The organism is Sphingomonas sp. TDK1 (genome assembly GCF_001650735.1).
Classification (GTDB): Bacteria; Pseudomonadota; Alphaproteobacteria; order Sphingomonadales; family Sphingomonadaceae; genus Sphingomonas.
Window position 1 is genome coordinate 174,936 of record NZ_LXVY01000004.1, and the last position, 18,619, is coordinate 193,554.

Consider the following 18,619-nt stretch of genomic DNA (forward strand, 5'->3'; position numbering starts at 1 on the left):
GATGGCGGCCGAGGTATCACTGTTCGGCATTCGCCACCACGGCCCTGGTTCGGCGCGGCGCCTGGTGGAAGCGCTAGACACGCTCCGGCCGGTGACGGTGCTGATCGAGGGACCGGTAGATGCCTCGCACCTGCTGCCGATGCTGGCCGATCCGGCGATGACGACGCCGGTGGCGCTGCTGACCTATGCCGAGGATGATCCCGCGAACGCCTGCTTCTTCCCGCTTGCGGACTATTCGCCCGAATATCAAGCGGCGCGCTGGGCGGTGACGCATGGCGCAGAGGTGCGCTTTATCGACCTTCCCGCTTCCGACCGACTTGGGGAGCGGCTGGGCGACCATCAGGGCGACGAAAGCATCGAGATCGGCAAGGAGCAGGAGGCCGTGGCCGACGCCGATCCGATCGCCCGCGATCCGATCGGCGTGCTGGCCATGGCGGCGGGGTATGACGATGGCGAATCCTGGTGGACCGACGTCATCGAAGAGAACCCCGCCTCGGCATCGGTATTCGCGGCGGTGGCCGACGCCATGACCGCGCTGCGCAGCGAAGCCGCCCCCCCGTCGGGGCGAGACGCGGCGCGGGAAGCGCATATGCGCATCGAAATCGCGCGCGCTACCAAAGTCAGCGATGGCCCTGTCGCCGTGGTGTGCGGCGCATGGCACGTTCCCGCGCTTGCCGCCAAGGTCAGCCTCTCCGCCGACCGTGCCTTGCTCAAAGGGCGCCCCAAGGTAAAGACCAAGGCGACCTGGGCACCGTGGACCGCGCCGCGCCTTGCCCGTGAATGCGGCTATGGCGCCGGAGTGGTTGCCCCGGGATGGTGCGCGCATCTCTGGGACACGCGCCACGCCGATGATCGCGACGCGATCTGGCTCGCCCGTATCGCGCGGGTGATGCGCGAACATGGTCACTTCGTTTCCACCGCATCGGTGATCGAAGCGCAGCGGCTGGGCCATGCGCTGGCCGCCCTGCGCACGCGTCCCCATCCCGGCTTCGAGGAACTGCGCGAGGCGGCGATCGCCTGCCTCTGCCAGGGCAACCGTGATATATGGGACGACATCGCGGCCGAACTCATGATCGGGTCGGCGGTCGGGGTGATCCCCGCCGACACGCCGCTAGCCCCGCTGCTGGAGGATCTGCAACGCCAGCAAAAGGCGACGCGGCTGAAGCCCGAAGCGCTGGAACGTGTACTGACGCTCGACCTGCGCAGCGACAGCGGGCTGGCGCGCTCGACGCTGCTGCACCGGCTGGATGTCCTGGACGTGCCCTGGGGCCGTTTAGCCGACGCCGGGCGCAGCCGCGGCACGTTTCGCGAAAATTGGATCTTGGCTTGGCAGCCCGAATTTGCCGTTTGCTTGGTCGAGAACCTCGTCCATGGCTCGACCATCGCAGAGGCCGCCAACGCAAAGCTGACAGAGGCGATGCGAGCGGAGATTGACCTCGGCCCGCTGGCGGAGTTGGTGCGCGGTGCGATGATGGCCGCCCTGCCGCACGCGACCCAGACCGGTATCGCGCTGCTCGAAGACAGGGCCGCGCTAACCAGCGACTGTCAGGCGCTGCTCGACGCCATGCCGCCCATGGCCGACATCCTGCGCTATGGCGAGGCACGAAGCGGGACGGTCGCGCATCTTGCCGGACTGATGCCGCGCATCGTGGTGCAGGCGTCGCTGGCCTTCCCCTACGCCGCGCGGAACCTGGACGCCGAAGCGGCCGGGTCCCTGCGCGGCGCAATCCTGGCGGCGGAAGGGGCAATCCAACTGGCAGAGCTAGCGCCGGACGTGGTCGCGACCTGGCATGCGGCGTTGCGCAAACTGTTCGACGACGATCAGACGACCCGCCTGATCGCCGGGTCCGCCGCGCGCCTGCTCTACGAGGCGGAGGAACTGTCCGCAGACGAGGCCGCCTTGCTGCTCGCCCGTATGCTATCACCCGGAGCGCCCGTCACCGAGGCCGCAGGCTATTTCGAAGGCTTTCTGGAGGGTGCGGGGCAACGGCTGATCCATGACGCGGCCTTGCGCGAGGCAGTCGATGCCTGGCTCTCGACACTGGAAGAGGAAGCGTTCGTCGCCAACCTGCCGTTGTTCCGGCGGGTCTTCTCCGCGCTCGACCGCAACGAGCGTCGGCGGTTGATGGACGCCGCGCTGGGACGATCCGGCAACGGTGCGCGTGACTATCGGCTGTTGCCGGGAGCCGCTGCGATCTGGCCCGCGCACGAAGCCCGCGTGATCGCGCTGATGACGGGAACGCGGCAATGAACGAGGACGAACGCCGCCGCCGCTGGACGCTCGCCCTGGGCCTCGATGATGCAGGCGAAGCGGGCGCTCCGCTGTCCGACAGCGATCGCCGCATGTCGAGGGCGCTGTCGGCGCTCTACGGCAGCGGCGAAGAGGAGAAGAAGGGGCGCGGCGGCCTTGGCGGATCGGCACCGCGCGTCGCAAAATGGCTGGGCGATATTCGCGACTTCTTCCCCGCACAGGTCGTTCAAGTCATTCAGAAGGACGCGTTCGATCGCAAGGGATTGCGCCAGATGCTGCTGGAGCCGGAGTTTCTGGCGACGGTCGAAGCGGATGTAAACCTGATCGCCGACCTCGTCGCCTTGCGCGGGGTGATGCCGGAGAAGACCAGGGAGACGGCGCGTGTCGTGATCGCGAAGGTGGTTGCGGAACTGCTCGCCCGGCTTGAAGCACGCACGGCCGACGCGATCCGTGGTGCGCTCGATCGCTCCCGCCGGACCAAGCGCCCGCGGTTCGCCGATATCGACTGGCCGCGCACCATCCGCGCCAATCTCCGCCATTATCAACCCGACCATCGCACGATGATTCCCGAGCGCCTGATCGGCTTCATGCGCCAGCAGCGGCGCATCGTCGATCTTGACGAGGTAATCCTGTGCGTCGACCAGTCGGGATCAATGGCCAGTTCGGTGGTCTATGCCTCGATCTTCGCGGCCGTCATGGCATCGCTGCCGGTGGTCGCCACGAAGCTCGTCTGCTTCGACACGGCGATCGTCGACTTAACCGAGGAACTGGCTGATCCGGTCGAGGTGCTGTTCGGCATCCAGCTGGGCGGTGGCACCGATATCGACCAGGCCGTCGCCTATTGCGAGGATCGGATCGAACGGCCTGGCAAGGCGCATCTGATACTTATCACCGATCTTTACGAAGGCGGCGATGCCGAGGCGTTGGTCGACCGGCTTGCACGACTGGCGGTTTCGGGCGTCAACGTGATCGTGCTGCTCGCGCTCACCGATACGGGGCGCCCCTCCTATGATCCGCATCTTGCGGGGCGGGTGGCGGCACTGGGTATCCCCGTGTTCGCCTGCACCCCCGACCACTTTCCCGACCTGATGGCCACCGCGCTTCGCCGCGAGGACGTACATGGCTGGGCCGCCGATCGCGACATCAAGCTGGTTCGATCGGATAAGTAAGGCCGCACGGGCCGCCGCGAAACGAACGTCACACCGGCCTCGGCATCCAGATTTCCCAGCGACCCGAGTGCCCAGCGCTTGCACCTCGGGTGCGCCATTCCTGATCATGGGCCGTTTTCTGCCAGTTCCTGTGCCACCCAGCCGGAAAGCAATGGGCAATGCCTCACTGGGCCCAGCGTTCGATTACCTCGTCCGCTCTTGCGCCAGATGAAACCCGTTCGGCTGATGTTCGAAGGCCCACCGACGTCCGGTAAAGCGCGCGATGATGTCGCACGCCGTCAGGGCGTGCTGGCTCGGCTTTACCGTCGTGAAGCGGCCCCCACCCGCCAGCGCGAACGGAAGCAGCAGTTGGTCCGCCAGATAGGGTCCCGCGAACGCCTCCGAAGACAGGAACCCCGCCATGCGATGCGCGGCCGTCTTCGCGAGCGATTCCGCCGACACGCCGAGCCGGCCGAACCCGCTGACGATCTCGGTCGCATGTTCGAATTCCGCCTCCAGCAACAGCGTGTTGCCCGGGCCCTGCTCGTCGGGAAGCTGGCGGACAGCGAATGCCTCCTCTGGCCATTCCGGCAACAGCCGGCGCGCCGTCGCGAGTTCGCGTTCGGCGATGTTGAACGGCAGCGCCGCGAACAGCGCGGTCGCCGATACCGAGCGGAGCGCACCGCGATCGATGCAATCGATCGGCGTCAGCTTCCCCGGCACGATATCCGCCTCGATCCGCCCGCCGCCGCGCGGGTAGAAGCCATGACGCACGAGCCGGAGTTCGATCTGCGCGCCCATCCGGCGGAGCACCGGCGCGAACGCCTTGGCGACGAACTCGAAGGGCGGCGCCAGCATGTTGTGCGTGCCGCCTTCGAGCACGAGCCGCGACGGTCCGTCTGCCAGCAGCAGCGGCATCAGCAGCGTCTGGAGCACCAGCCCGGTGCTGCCGGCAGTGCCGACCGCGAACTTGTATTCGCCCGGCACGACCTTGCCGGGTATGAAACTGAAATCGGCCGCGCCCACCGCCACGCCCTCGCAGGTCGCCCCACCGATAGCGCACGCGGCCTCGATCGCGGTGACGTGCTGGCGCATCAGCCCCGGCTTCGAGCGCTTGCCGCGCGCATTGGTGATGCGGAAGGGCTGGCCGGTGACCAGCGACAGCGCGCACGCATTGCGCACCACCTGCCCCCCGCCCTCGCCTTCCGATCCGTCGATGATGATCATGTGTTTGCCATTTCAAGAAAAAGTGCATTCGCGCGGCCGACGAAGTCGTCGCGCAGGGCGCGGACCGGCAAGTCGCCTGCCCGCTCCAATTCGCTGCGGATCAGTGCATCCAGATCGGGCAGACGGGTGCCGTTCGCCCGCTCGTTGGTGCGCGCCTTCGCTTCGACGAGCTCAGCAATCTGCACCGCCAGCGCCGCCGGCAGATCGCTGACCGCGACCAGCGCCTGCAGGTTCATCGGCGGCCGCGCCTTCGGATTCACCCGAAGCGCGCGGATGGTGAGCGCCGGGCGCAGCGCGTAGAAATATTTCGTCACCGGCACCGCATCGTCGCCGTCCAGCCAGCGCTCGGCCGCCTGGCGCCCGGCGCTTGCATAGTGGTGCGCGAGCGCCCGCGGGTTCAGCAGATCGTCCGCCAGCGCCGCCAGCCGCGCCATGAATGGATCGGCGGGTCGATAGTGGATCGGCGACTGCATCCACTCGCTCACGGTAGCATTCGACTTGAGCAGCAGCCCCAGCGCCTTGCGGACGTCCCAGCCATTGAGATCGATCTCGTCGACGATCGGCTGCTCGATCACGTCACGCCCCGGCGCCAGCGAGAGATACCAGTCGCGCGGCCGTTGATAGAGGAAGCGCACGTCATAGTCGCTGTCGGGGGACGGAAATCCCCAGGCGCGCGAGCCGGACTCGATCGCAAGCAGCAAGCGCACGCCGTTGCGCGCCTCGATGTCAGCAAGGCGCGCGTCGATCTCGCGGCGGATGTCGGGGGCGATCGCCCCTTGGAAGGTCATGATCCGTATCCCAATTTTCAGGCGCGGGATGTGCGCGAAGGGTCACCCCTTCACGCACACCACCTGCTTCAAGGTGTGGACGATCTCCACCAGATCGGCCTGGGCGGCCATCACGGCTTCAATCGGCTTATAGGCCTTGGGCGTCTCGTCGATCACGCCTTCGTCCTTGCGGCAGGCGACCCCCGCCGTGTCGGCGATATGCTCGTCGAGCGTCACCAGCTTCTTGGCCGCGGTGCGCGACATCACGCGCCCCGCGCCGTGGCTGCAGCTGTCGAACGAGTCCGGGTTGCCGAGCCCGCGCACGATGAACGACTTGGCGCCCATCGAACCCGGGATGATCCCCAGCACGCCCTTGGCCGCGCGCACCGCCCCCTTGCGGGTGACCAGCACATTCTCGCCGAAATGGTTCTCGCGCGTCACATAGTTGTGGTGGCAGTTCACCGCCTCCAGCTCCGCGTCGAACGGCTTGGCGATCTGCCCGCGCAGGGCGGCGATGACGTTGGTCATCATCATCCGCCGGTTGAGCGCGGCATAGTCCTGCGCCCAGCCGACCGCTTCGACATAATCGTCGAAATGGTCGGTCCCCTCCGGAAAATAGGCGAGGTCCTGATCGGGCAGGTTGATGTGCCATTTGCGCATGTCCTGCTTCGCCAGTTCGATGAAGAAGGTGCCGATCGCGTTGCCCACACCGCGCGAGCCCGAATGGAGCATCACCCACACGCGCTGGTCCTGGTCCAGGCACAGCTCGATGAAGTGGTTGCCCGTGCCGAGCGTCCCCAGATGGGTGAGGTTGTTGGTGTTCTTCAGCCGCGGATATTTGTCGGTGATGCGCTGGAAGCGGGCGGCGAGCGTCGCCCAGGCCTCGACGATCGCCGGGGGCGGCGCCCCCCAAGAGCCATGGTCGCGCTGTCCCCGCCCGACCGATCGGCCGTGCGGCACCGCCTGCTCGATCGCCGAGCGGATGCCCTCGAGGTTGTCGGGCAGGTCGCTCGCCATCAGCGAGGTGCGCGCGGCCATCATGCCGCAGCCGATATCGACGCCCACCGCCGCCGGGATCACCGCGCCCTTGGTCGGGATCACCGAGCCGACGGTCGCGCCGATGCCGACATGCACGTCGGGCATCACCGCCACGTGTTTGAACACGAACGGCATCTGCGCCGCGCGGGTGAGCTGGGCGCGCGCGCCGTCTTCCACCGGCACGCCGCGCGTCCACATCTTGATCGGCACACCGCCTTCGACGTGTTGATAGTCATAGGTCGTGGTCATGTTGACCTCCTTGTGTTCTGCGGGTGCTGGCAACGAGGATTGGCGAGACATCCGGATTTCTCCGGGGAGGATTCGAACCTCCGATACCACCGATGTAGTCCCGCCGGCATTTGCCAGCCTGTTGTTCGTCCTGGCGACGAGGATTGGAAAAGACTCCCCGAAGGGACGATGCTCTACCGCTGAGCTACCGCGCCTTGGGGCACGAGCGGGAGTCGAACCCGCGACATTCGCATTAACCTGTAGTCCTTCCCGGCATTCGCCAGATTATTCGTGTCGAGCCGCGGCGACGAAATTGGGCGAGACCGGCCTTTCGGCCACCGGAGGGTATCGAACCCTCGCACCGGATTGCTCCGGGCATCCCCGACGGATCGGACCCTTGGAAATGTAGTCCCGCCCGGCATTCGCCACGGCCTTGTTGCCCTAGACCTCGACTGCCTCGACGATGCTCACCCAGTCGCGCGTCTCGCCGGCGGCGAAGCGTGCGATCCCGTCGAACACCGCATCGGAGAAGCCCCCGATGTTGAGAATGTCCGACCGGCTCTGCGCCTGGGTCGTGCCGTACGGCGCGATGTCGACGCAGACGAGCTTGGCCGCCGGGCAACGCCGCTTCAGCAGATCCCATTCGCGCAGCGTCGCCGTGGCACCGCCGCGCGTCGCATCGACCCAGGACTCATTGTCCGAGACGATGACAACCAGATCGACCTTCTCCCCCGTCTTGTTGAGCAGGGCGAGCGGTGCCGAGACATTGGTCCCGCCCCCACCCACCGCGGCAAGCTTCGCGGCATTCACCGCGACGCGCGCCTTGGGATCGAGCTTGAGCTTCACCACACCCTGTTCGAACGGCAGCACCCGGGCATCGCGGTTGGTCCGCAGCATCGCCGCCGCGACCAGCGCCGCGACATCGATGCAGCGTACCTTGGACAAAGCGCCCTTGCGGACCCCCGTCGCCGGCGAGGCCATTGACCCCGAGACGTCGGGGCAGACGACCACCCGACCCGCCACCGCCGGCACGCGGGCCAGCGATTGCTCGAGCGCATCCTCCAGCGCCGCCTGCACGGTCAGCGGTACGGCCTCGTCCGCTGCCGCCAGCGCCATCTGGAGCTGGTACGGCATCGGCTTCACCCGGGCGATCGCGGCGGGATCGCCCAGCCGCTCGACCACGCGCCCCGTCACCCCTTCCACGTCGAACGCGCCGTTGCGCGCCAGCGTGTTGAGGTTCATCCGCAGCGCCTGCCAGCCCATTGAGCCGGCAAGTTCGCCCCACTGCTCGGCCGACAGCTCGAAGGCGGTCAGCCATTCGAACGGCACCGGCGGCAGCGGCCGCGAAGGATCCGCCTTCCACGCCTCGAACGCGGCGATCTCCGCCGGCAGCGCGCCGACATCATAGGGCTTGCCGATCAGCCAGCCATAAAAGGCGCGCCGCTCGGCATCGGCCGGCTTGGGGTGCACCATCCTGACGATGTCCGCCAGGCTGGGGTCGCGGCCCGTCGCCGCGGCCATCAGGTCGCGGATCGAGGCGCGTTCCAGCCAGCCCTGCACCAGCCGCTTGGGCCGCGTGCCGAGCGACGTTCGCCCGACCTGGCCCGAGCGCAGGATCTGCACATAGCTGCGCAGCATCCGGCCATTGTCGATGACGCGGCCGAAGACGCGCACGGCCAGGTCCGGATCGGCCACGGTCAGATAGGCCGCGAGCAGCGCCGGCATGTCCTTCATCGCGCCGCTGGCGCGGGCATAGACCGCCGCCTTGGCGACAAAGCCCGGATCGCATGCCTGGGCGGCAGCGATCACGTCCGAAAGCTGCGCTTCGGCCGTCGCGTAAAAGGTCTCGCTGAGCGTGCCGGTGACGGCCAGTTGGGCGAGCTTCGCCTGCGGGCCATAGGCATAGGCCGGGGCGCCTTCATGGTTGCGCGTATCGGCTGCCGGAAGCAGCTTCGCGATCGCCGAGGCGAAAAGTCCCTTGTTTGCCATTGCCTTCAATCCTTCCTGCAGTTCCGGGGGCGGCCGGCCCATTCCGGCCGCCCCGTTCTTCCGCGCCATCGGATCCAGGAAGCGCCCGATCCGATGCCAGGAACTCTGCAGAGGCCGTGCCAAGTCGTACCACCCCCTCGACGAGATCCGTTTTATCTATCTGATATTACGCTATCTTTTTTCTTTCAGCCGCTTCCCACCGGCGTGTCGCGTCGCCACCCGTGGCTGAAATTTCGATCGCAATGGATCGTAATTTATCCTATAGGATAAGCATGCGACCCACCACGGTAATCGGCTTTCTCGGCTCTACGCTCGATGCGGCCAAGTTCGGTCCTTCGCGCTGGAACAAGTGGCGCCCGACGGTCGGCCTGGCGATGCACGAGGATCTGCGCGTCGATCGGCTGATCCTGATCCACGGCGCGCAGCATCGCCGGCTCGCGGATTTCGTCGCGGAGGATGTGGTCTCGGTTTCTCCCGAGACGCGGGTGGATCTGCGCCTGCTCGATTTCGTCGATCCGTGGGATTTCGAGGAAGTCTACGGCAAGCTGCTCGATTTCGCGCGCGCCGAGCCGTTCGACCCCGAGATCGAGGACTATCTCGTCCATATCACCACCGGCACGCACGTCGCTCAGATCTGCCTCTTCCTATTGACCGAGGCGCGCTATCTGCCGGGCCGTCTGCTCCAGACCCAGCCGGAGCGCGGATCGCTCAACCCGGCAGGAACGTGGAACACGATCGACCTCGATCTCTCCCGCTACGACAGCATCGCCACGCGCTTCGCGGTCGCGGCGCAGGAGAGCACCTCGTTCCTCAAATCAGGGATCGAGACCCGCAACTCCGCCTTCAACCGGATGATCGACGAGATCGAGCAGGTGGCGTTGCGCTCCAAGGCGCCGATCCTGCTCACCGGGCCCACCGGCGCGGGCAAGAGCCAGCTCGCGCGGCGCATCTACGAACTGAAGCGGCTGAAGCATCAGATCGCCGGGCCGTTCGTCGAAGTGAATTGCGCGACATTGAAGGGCGACGGCGCGATGTCCGCGCTGTTTGGGCACAGAAAGGGCGCGTTCACCGGCGCGGTCGCCGATCGCACCGGGCTGCTGCGAACTGCCGACAAGGGGTTGCTATTCCTCGATGAAATCGGCGAGCTCGGCTCGGACGAGCAGGCGATGATTCTGCGCGCGATCGAGGACAAGCGCTTCCTCCCTGTCGGATCGGACAAGGAAGTCGCCTCGGACTTCCAGCTGATCGCCGGCACCAACCGCGACCTCGGTGCGGCGGTGGCGGCGGGCGGCTTCCGCGACGATCTTTACGCGCGGCTCAACTTATGGACTTTTCAGCTTCCTGGCCTCGCCGAGCGCCGAGAGGATATCGAGCCTAATCTGGACTATGAACTCGATCGCTTCGCCGAGCGCGAAGGCGTCCGGGTGGGCTTCAACAAGGAGGCCCGCCAGCGCTATCTCGCCTTCGCCACAAGCCCGGATGCGCGCTGGCCGGGCAATTTCCGCGACCTGTCGGCAAGCGTCACCCGCATGGCCACGCTCAGTGCCAAGGGGCGGATCGACACCGACGCCGCCGAGGCGGAAATCCACAGGCTGGCACGCCTGTGGTCCGGGCAGAAACAGGATGAAAGCGATATTCTGGCAGAAGTACTGACGTCGGCGGCGCTGGCGGAAATCGACCCCTTCGACCGCGTGCAACTCGCCGCGGTCGTCCAAACCTGCCGCCGAAGCCGTTCGCTCTCCGAGGCCGGTCGAACCTTGTTCGCGGCATCCCGCACCCGCAGAACATCCGCCAACGATGCGGACCGACTGCGGAAATATCTAGCCCGCTTCGCGCTAGATTGGTCTAGCCTCACCGGCCGCTGACCCCGGCTTCAGATGACTACACATGACGCACGCCACGTCTATGCGGGTGTGTTGGAAACCGAATTTCCCAATGATCTGAGTGCCCAGCGCCTTCACCTCGGGCGCGCCATTTGCGATCGATGGCCGTTCTCTTGCCGCTATTGTTATTCGCCGGAAGGGCGGCTCGCTTGCATGCGTGCCGCGGGCATGCTTCGCGCACCGGACGCTTCCGCACCGCGTGTCAGCACATCGCTGGACCAGCCGCCGCCAAGCGCCTGTACCAGCGCGACATGGGCCGTCTGCCGATCGAGCTGCGCCTGAATCAGCGCACGGCGCGCATTGAGGGCGGTCGCCTGCGCGGTGACGACGTTGGTGTAGACCACGATGCCGGCTCGATACTGGTTGCGCAGCGTCGTCTCGGACTGGTCGGCGGCCATCGAGGCGGTGCGGAGATAGCTCTCCTGCCGCGCCAGCACCTGCTGCGCGATGAGATTGTCCTGCACGTCCTGAAAGGCGGTGAGCGTCACCTGCCGATAGTTGGCGACCGCCGCATCATAGGCCGCCCGCGATTGCGCCACACGCGCACCGCGCGCGCCGAAGTCGAGCAATGTCTGCGCCACCGACGCGCCGAGCGACCAGAGCGACGCCCCCGCGCTGAACAGGCCGGACAGCGAGTCGTTCGAAAAACCGCCGCTGCCGGTAAGGCTCACCGTCGGGAAAAAGGCGGCGCGGTTGATGCCGATCGTCGCATTGGCAGCGGCGACCGCGCGCTCGGCGGCAGCGATGTCCGGCCGCCGCTCGACCAGCGCGGACGGCAGCGAAACCGGCGCCTCCGGCACCTGCGGCGTCCAGACGGCGCCGGTCGACGCGATGCGGAAGCCTGCCGGGTTCTCGCCGATCAGCACGGCGATCGCGTCCTCATATTGCGCCCGCGTCCGCGCCTGCCCCTCCAGGTCGGACTGGGCAGAAGCGAGCTGCGACTCCGCCTGGAACACATCGGTCTTCGCGACGATGCCCGCCTTGTACTGGTTCGACGCGATGTCGAGCGAGCGCCGATAGGCGTCCACCGTCGCGGTAAGGCTGGCAATGGTCGCGTCGGTGGCGCGCAGGCTGAGATAATCGGTGACCAGCTCGCCCTGGATCGCCAACCGCGCATTGGCGATGTCCGCCAGCCGCGCCTGTTCGGTGTAGCGGGCGTTGCGTACGGTATTGGTGACGCTGCCGAACAGGTCCGGCTGCCAGCTCGCCTGCACGTTCACCCGGTAGCTGTCGGTACTCTGCCCGTTGATCACGGCCGCGCCGGTGCCGCCATCGGTCGCATTGCGGACCGTAGCGCCGCTATGCGTGTGCGTGACCGATCCGTTGGCGCTCACGGTCGGGAACAGGCTGGCGCGCGCCTCGCGCGTCGCGGCGGTGGCCTGGCGCCAGGCGGCGGCAGCCTGGGCAAGCGTTTGATTTTGCGCGTTGGCACGGGCGACCAGGCCGTTGAGCGTCGCGTCGCCGAAGGTCGTCCACCAGTCCGGCCGCGGCGCACCGTCATCCGGGTTGGCGGCACGCCATCCGTCCACCGTCTTCCAGGTGGCTGGCATCGCACCCGTCGTCTCCGGGCGCTGATAGGGCGGCGCGAGCGAGCAGCCGGCAAGCGCGCTCAGCGCCAGCAGCGATGCGATGGGGCGGAAGCGAAGGCTGGTCATGCGGGAAGCTCGCGAACTGGCTGGGGGGAGGATCGGCGGCGGCGCCGCGACAGGCGATCGAGCAGGACATAGATGACCGGCGTGGTGATCAAGGTCAGCACCTGGCTGGCGATCAGCCCGCCGACGATGGCGACGCCCAGCGGCCGGCGCAGTTCCGCGCCTTCGCCGAAGCCGATCGCCAGCGGCAGCGCGCCGAGTGCGGCGGCGATGGTGGTCATCAGGATCGGGCGGAAGCGGAGCAGGCTCGCCTCGCGCGCGGCATCCTCGGCGGACAGGCCGCGCTCGCGCTGGGCGGCGAGCGCGAAGTCGATGATCAGGATGGCGTTCTTCTTGACGATGCCGAGCAGCAGGAACAGCCCGATCAACGCGATGATGTCGAACTCCATGCCGCAGACGATCAGCGCCAGCACCGCGCCGGTGCCTGCCGCGGGCAGCGTGGAGAGTACGGTGATCGGGTGGATCAGGTTCTCGTACAGGATGCCGAGCACGATGTAGATCGCCACCAGCGCCGCCAGGATCAGCAGCGGTTGCGAGCCCTGTTGCTGCTGATAGGTAAGCGCGGTGCCGGCAAAGGCACCGTGCACGGTGCTGGGCATGGCGATCTGCGCTTCCGCCGCATCGATCGCCGCGCGCGCATCGGACAGTGCCTTGCCGGGCTTGAGATCGAACGAAATGGTCGCGGCGACCTCGGTGCCCTGGTGGTTGACGCTCGCGGCGGTGGGGGCCTGCCGCACGCTGGCGATGGCGGGGAGCGGCACCATCGCATGCGCGGCGTTGCTAAGCGCGGAACCGGTCGAGGGGTTGCGCAACGCCGGATTGGAGGGAACGGCCGCCGCGGTGGTGCTCCTCGCCCCGCTGCCGCTGCTCCCCGTCGTTGTCGTCGCGCCGGTCGTCCCGGCAGCCATGGCCGTCGTCGCGACCGGATTGACGGGCGCGTTCACGGTACTCCCGGAGGCGCTGACCGTCGCCAGATTGTCGGTGGCGACCGACTGGGCGGGGATGCGGATGTCCGGCAGGGCGTGCGGCCCTGTCGTTGCCGCCGGATCCCAGCCGAGGATCACACTATACTGGTTGATGTCCTCATAGATCGTGGCGACGTTGCGCTGACCGAACGCGTCATAGAGCGCATTGTCGACATCGCGCGGCGAGATCCCGACGCGCGCGGCCGCGTCACGATCGATGGTGAGGAAGCTCTCCACGCCGTTCTCGGCCAGGTCGCTGTCGACATTGGTGAAGACCGGGCTCTTGGCCATCGCGTCGTTGAGCTTCTGCGCCCAGATCTTCAGGTTCGCGGTACTGTCCGCCATCAGCGTGTATTGGTAGGTGGCGTTGCCCGACCGACCGCCGGCGCGCAGGTCCTGTACCGGCGAGAGGAACAGGCGGATGCCCTCCACCGGCTGGAGCGCGCGCTGCAGCCGCTGGATCACCACCGTGCTGGGCTGGCCCGGCCGCTTCTCGACCGGCTTGAGCGCGATCAGCATGAACGCGCCGCCTGCACGGCTGCCGCCGGTAAAGCCGACCACGCTCTGCACCGCGCGGTCCTTCTTGATGATGGTCACGACCTGGGTGAGCTTGTTCTGCATCGACAGGAACGACACGCTCTGGTCGGCCCGCACGCCGGCAAAGATGAGCGGCGACTCTTGCTGGGGGAAGAACCCCTTCGGCACCACGATATAGAGATAGACGGTCAGCCCCATCACCGCGATGAGCAGCAGCACGACCAGCGGCTTCATCGCCAGCGCCCAATCGAGCACCCGGGCATAGCCGCGTTCGAGCCGCACATACCCGCCTTCGAGAATACGCGCGAAGCGGCCGGGCCGCTTGGGCGCGGCGTCGTGCTGGGGCTTGCGCAGGAACCACGCGCACAGCATCGGCGTGGTCGTCAGCGACAGCACCAGGCTGATCATCACCGCCACCGAGAGGGTGACGGCGAATTCGCGGAACAGCCGGCCGACGATGCCGCCCATGAACAGCAGCGGGATGAACACCGCGATCAGGCCGATCGACATGGACAATACAGTGAAGCCGACCTCGCGCGCGCCGATCAGCGCCGCATCGAACCGGCCCCTCCCCTGTTCCAGATGGCGGGTGGTGTTCTCCAGCACGACGATCGCATCGTCCACGACGAAGCCGGTTGCGACGGTGATCGCCATCAGCGAGATGTTGTTGAGGCTGAACCCGATCAGATACATCACGCCGAAGGTGCCGAGCAGCGAGACGATCGTCGCCACCGCCGGGATGAAGGTCGAACGCACGTCGCGCAGGAACGCGAAGACGACGACCACCACCAACACCAGCGCGATCAGCACCGTAATCTCGATCTCGTGGATCGACGCGCGGATCGAACTCGTCCGGTCCATCGCCACGTCGAGATGGATGTCGGCGGGGATCTGCGCGCGCAGCGTCGGCAGCTCGGCACGGATCGCGTCGACCATCTTGATCAGGTTCGCGTCCGGCTGCTGGGTGATGTTGACGATGATGGCGCGCTTGCCGTTGTAGAGGCCGAGCGTCCGCAGGTCGGCGACGCTGTCGCTCACATTGGCGATGTCGCCCAGCCGCACCGGCGCGCCGTCCCGCCAGGCGATGACCAGTGGGCGATAGTCCGCCGCCACGCGGCCCGCGGCATTGGTGTAGATCTGCCAGGCGCGGCCGGTCACGCTGCTCTGGAGCAGGCCCTTGGGGCGATTGGCGTCCGCAGCCTCGATCGCGGCGCGGACATCCTCCATCGAGATGCCGTAGCTGTTCAGCCGATAGGGGTTCACGTCCACCCGCACCGCCGGCAGCGAGCCGCCGCCCAGTTCGACATCGCCGACGCCGGGAATCTGCAGCATCCGCTGCTGCACCGAATTGGATACGGCGTCATAGATCTGCCCGGCGGTCTTGGTATCGGACCAGAGCGCCAGGGTGATCACCGGCTGGCTCGCCGGGTTGACCTTGCGATAGGTCGGGTTCTGCTTGAGCGTCGCCGGCAGGTCGGCCCGCGCGGCGTTGATCGCTGCCTGCACCTCGCGCGCGGCGGCATCGATGTTCACCGACAGATCGAATTGCAGCGTGATCCGCGTCGACCCCAGCGAGCTCGACGAGGTCATCTCGGTGACGCCGGCGATGGTCGACAGGCGGCGTTCCAGCGGCGTCGCGATGCTCTGCGCCATCACCTCGGGGCTGGCCCCCGACAGGCTCGCCGAGACGCTGATCGTCGGCAGGTCGATCTGCGGCAGCGGGGCGACCGCCAGCGAAAAGAACGCCGCGATGCCCGCCAGCGCCAGCCCGATCGTCAGCAGGATCGTGCCGATCGGGCGCCGGATGAAGGGCGCGGAGAGGTTCAAGCGCCCGCCTCCGGCGTCACGTTCGGGCTGGTGCGGCTGCCCCAGCCATGCCGGGCCAGCTTCTGCTGCGCGCGATCGAAATAGAGATAGACGATCGGGGTGGTGAACATGGTCAGCAGCTGGCTGACCATCAGCCCGCCGAAGATCGCAATGCCCAGCGGCCGGCGCAGCTCGGCGCCCTCGCCCATGCCCAGCATCAGCGGGATCGCGGCGAACAGCGCGGCCAGCGTCGTCATCAGGATCGGGCGGAAGCGCAGGATCGCCGCCTGGCGGATCGCGGCGGCGGGTGCCAGTCCCTCGTCGCGCTCGGCGGCGATCGCGAAGTCGATCATCATGATCGCGTTCTTCTTCACGATGCCGATCAGCAGCACGATGCCGATGATGCCGATCACGTCGAGATTGTGCCCCGTCACCCACAGCGCGAACAGCGCACCCACCGCCGCCGAGGGTAGCGTGGAGAGGATCGTCACCGGGTGGATGAAGCTCTCATAGAGCACGCCCAGCACGATATAGACGCAGAGGATCGCCGCCAGGATCAGCACCAGCTGGTTGCCGAGCGAGGCGGAGAAGGCCCCTGCCGCGCCAAGGAAGGTCACCGAAATGCCGGGCTTCAGCTTCAGCTGCGCGATGGTGTCGCGGATCGCCGCGGTGGCCGTGCCGAGCGAGACGCCGGATCCGGTATCGAAATTGACGGTGGCGGCCGGAAACTGCCCGACATGGGTGACCGCGAGCGGCGACCGCCCCTCGCGGATCGTCGCCACCGCATTGAGCGGCGTCGCGCCCCCCTGCGACTGGAGGTTGAACAGCCCCAGCGACTGCGGATCGGTGGCAAGGCCCGGCACCGCTTCCAGGATGACGCGATACTGGGTCGTCTCCGTAAAGATGGTCGAGACGATGCGCTGGCCGAATGCCGAATAGAGCGTGTCGTCGACGCTGGAGGCCGTGATGTTCAGCCGCGCCGCGCTGTCGCGGTCGATGTCGACATAGGCGGCGGCCCCGGTGGCGCCGGCATCGGTCGACACATTGGCCACCTTGGTCACATGGCGCAGCGCCGCGACGATCCGCTGCGCTTCGGCATTGACGTCCGCGGTGTTCGATCCCTCGACCGAGAAGCGATATTGGGTGGGGCCGCTCTCGGCGTCGATGGTCAGGTCCTGCGTCGACTGGACATAGAGGGTGATGCCGGCGATCCGGTCCACCGCGTCCTCCAGCCGCCGCATCACCGCCGCCTGGTTGCCATGCGAGCGCTTCAGGTTGATCAGCATGGTGCCGACGTTGAGCGAGGCGTTGTTCGATCCGTCGACACCGACATAGGAGGAAAGCGTCTCCACCGCCGGATCGGCGAGGATCGCGCGCGCCGCCTGCGCCTGCAGCGTCGCCATATGGCTGTACGAGACGCCGTTGGTGGCGACGATACGCGCCTGGAGCTGGCCGGTATCCTGGGTGGGAAACAGCCCCTTGGGGATGACGAGGTAGAGCAGCACCGTCAGGCCCAGCGTCGCGATCGCCACCAACAACGTTGCGAAGCGGCGACGAAGCACGACATCCAGGCCGGTCGCGTAATGGCGCTCGACCCAGCCGAACAGCGCGGCGGAGCGTTCGGCGACGCGGCTCGGCTTCTCTTCGCTGGGGCGCTTGAGCCAGCGCGCGGACAGCATCGGCGTCAGGGTGAGCGACACCACCGCCGAAATCAGGATCGTCACCGCCAGCGTCACCGCGAACTCGCGGAACAACCGGCCGACGATGTCGCCCATGAACAGTAGCGGGATCAGCACCGCGATCAGGCTGACGGTCAGCGAGATGATGGTGAAGCCGATCTCGCCCGCACCCTTCAGCGCCGCCTCGAACGGCGCCATGCCGTCCTCGATATGGCGCTGGATGTTCTCGATCATCACGATCGCGTCGTCGACGACGAAACCCGTGGCGATGGTCAGCGCCATCAGCGAGAGATTGTCGAGGCTGAAGTTGAGGAGGTACATCACCCCGAAGGTGCCGATCAGGCTGATCGGCACGGCAAGCCCGGCGACCAGCGTCGCGCGGCCGGAGTGCAGGAAGAAGAAGATCACCAGCACGACGAGGGCGACGGCGAGCACCAGCTCGAACTCGACATCGTGGACCGAAGCGCGGATGCCGGTGGTGCGATCGGCCAGCACCTCGGCATGGAGGCCGGCGGGCAGGCTCTTCAGCAGCTCGGGCAGCTGGCGCTTGATCGCATCGGTGGTGGCGATGACGTTTGCGCCCGGCTGGCGCTGGACGTTGAGGATGATCGCGGGGGTCGCATTGGCGAGCGCGCCGAGCCGGCTGTTCTCCGCGCCTTCCACCACCTCGGCGACGTCGGACAGGCGTACCGGCGCGTTGTTCTGGTAGCTGACGATCAGGTTCTTATAGTCGTCGACCGTTTCGAGCTGGTCGTTGGCGTTGATCTGGTAGGAGCGGCTGGGCCCGTCGAAACTGCCCTTGGCCGAATTGGCGTTGGCGTTGCCGATCGCGGTACGGATCTGGGCGAGACTGAGGCCGTAGCTGGAAAGCTTCTGGGTATCGGCGCGGATCCGCATCGCCGGCTTCTGCCCGCCCGCCAGCCCGACCAGGCCGACACCGGTGATCTGGCTGATCTTCTGTGCCAGCCGGGTATCGACCAGCGACTGGACCTGGGTGAGCGGCATCGTGTCCGAGGTGATCGCCAGCGTCAGGATCGGCGCGTCGGCGGGGTTCACCTTGGCATAGACCGGCGGCGCGGGCAGGTCGGCCGGCAGCAGCGCCTGCGCGGCGTTGATCGCCGCCTGTACTTCCTGCTCGGCCACGTCGAGCCCGGTCGAGAGGTTGAACTGCAGCGTGATGACCGAGGCGCCCGAGGAACTGGTCGATTCCATCCGGGTGAGCCCCGGCATCTGGCCGAACTGGCGTTCCAGCGGGGCGGTGACCGTCTGGGTCATCACTTCCGGGCTGCCGCCCGGATAGAGGGTGCTGACCTGGATCGTCGGATAGTCGACCTCGGGCAGCGCCGAGAGCGACAGGCCGTTGAAGCCGACCAGCCCCGCGAGCACGATCGCGACCATGAACAGCGCGGTCGCGACCGGGCGGAGGATGAAGATGCGCGACGGCCCCAC

10 protein-coding genes are annotated in these 18,619 nt (G+C 67.2%); 3 read left to right on the forward strand and 7 right to left on the reverse strand.

Translation table 11 applies throughout. The features are described 5' to 3' along the window. Position 1 precedes the first annotated feature (1 nt). Both A7X12_RS04355 and A7X12_RS04360 read left to right on the forward strand, forming a co-directional pair. The gene (locus A7X12_RS04355; protein WP_064310418.1) at positions 2-2,251 is read left to right on the forward strand and encodes a DUF5682 family protein; all 2,250 of its coding nucleotides are present in this window, start codon (positions 2-4) and stop codon (positions 2,249-2,251) included. Continuing rightward, positions 2,248-3,420, forward strand: a complete 1,173-nt coding sequence (locus tag A7X12_RS04360; protein ID WP_064310419.1) for a VWA domain-containing protein — start codon at positions 2,248-2,250, stop codon at positions 3,418-3,420. Before A7X12_RS04355 ends, A7X12_RS04360 begins: the two co-directional genes overlap by 4 nt. Before the next feature lie 183 nt (positions 3,421-3,603). On the opposite strand, the gene rtcA is transcribed toward A7X12_RS04360, so the two are convergent. The 4 genes from rtcA to A7X12_RS04380 all read right to left on the reverse strand — a co-directional run bounded on the left by rtcA (position 3,604) and on the right by A7X12_RS04380 (position 8,648). Then, on the reverse strand, positions 3,604-4,626 hold the full coding sequence (rtcA, locus tag A7X12_RS04365; RefSeq protein WP_064310420.1) for an RNA 3'-terminal phosphate cyclase: 1,023 nt from the start codon (positions 4,624-4,626) through the stop codon (positions 3,604-3,606). After that, positions 4,623-5,414: a nucleotidyltransferase domain-containing protein gene (locus tag A7X12_RS04370; protein WP_064310421.1), complete on the reverse strand. Its 792-nt coding sequence runs from the start codon at positions 5,412-5,414 to the stop codon at positions 4,623-4,625. Before A7X12_RS04370 ends, rtcA begins: the two co-directional genes overlap by 4 nt. A 42-nt stretch (positions 5,415-5,456) precedes the next feature. Further along, positions 5,457-6,680: an RtcB family protein gene (locus A7X12_RS04375; protein WP_064310422.1), complete on the reverse strand. Its 1,224-nt coding sequence runs from the start codon at positions 6,678-6,680 to the stop codon at positions 5,457-5,459. Positions 6,681-7,100: 420 nt separating this feature from the next. After that, entirely contained in the window at positions 7,101-8,648 is a 1,548-nt protein-coding gene (locus A7X12_RS04380; protein WP_064310671.1) for a vWA domain-containing protein, read from the reverse strand. Positions 8,649-8,920: 272 nt separating this feature from the next. Between A7X12_RS04380 and rtcR the strand changes: the two genes are divergently transcribed. Then, complete coding sequence (gene rtcR / locus A7X12_RS04385) at positions 8,921-10,513, forward strand: RNA repair transcriptional activator RtcR (RefSeq protein WP_064310423.1); 1,593 nt, start codon at positions 8,921-8,923, stop codon at positions 10,511-10,513. A 143-nt stretch (positions 10,514-10,656) separates the two neighbouring features. On the opposite strand, the gene A7X12_RS04390 is transcribed toward rtcR, so the two are convergent. The 3 genes from A7X12_RS04390 to A7X12_RS04400 are packed head-to-tail and all read right to left on the reverse strand — an operon-like array spanning position 10,657 to position 18,619. Beyond that, positions 10,657-12,186 carry an efflux transporter outer membrane subunit gene (locus A7X12_RS04390; RefSeq protein ID WP_064310424.1) on the reverse strand — a complete coding sequence of 510 codons (1,530 nt, stop codon included), beginning with the start codon at positions 12,184-12,186 and terminating at the stop codon, positions 10,657-10,659. After that, positions 12,183-15,512, reverse strand: coding sequence for an efflux RND transporter permease subunit (locus A7X12_RS04395; protein WP_064310425.1), 3,330 nt, complete (start codon positions 15,510-15,512; stop codon positions 12,183-12,185). Before A7X12_RS04395 ends, A7X12_RS04390 begins: the two co-directional genes overlap by 4 nt. Then, positions 15,509-18,619 carry an efflux RND transporter permease subunit gene (locus A7X12_RS04400; protein ID WP_064310426.1) on the reverse strand — a complete coding sequence of 1,037 codons (3,111 nt, stop codon included), beginning with the start codon at positions 18,617-18,619 and terminating at the stop codon, positions 15,509-15,511. Before A7X12_RS04400 ends, A7X12_RS04395 begins: the two co-directional genes overlap by 4 nt.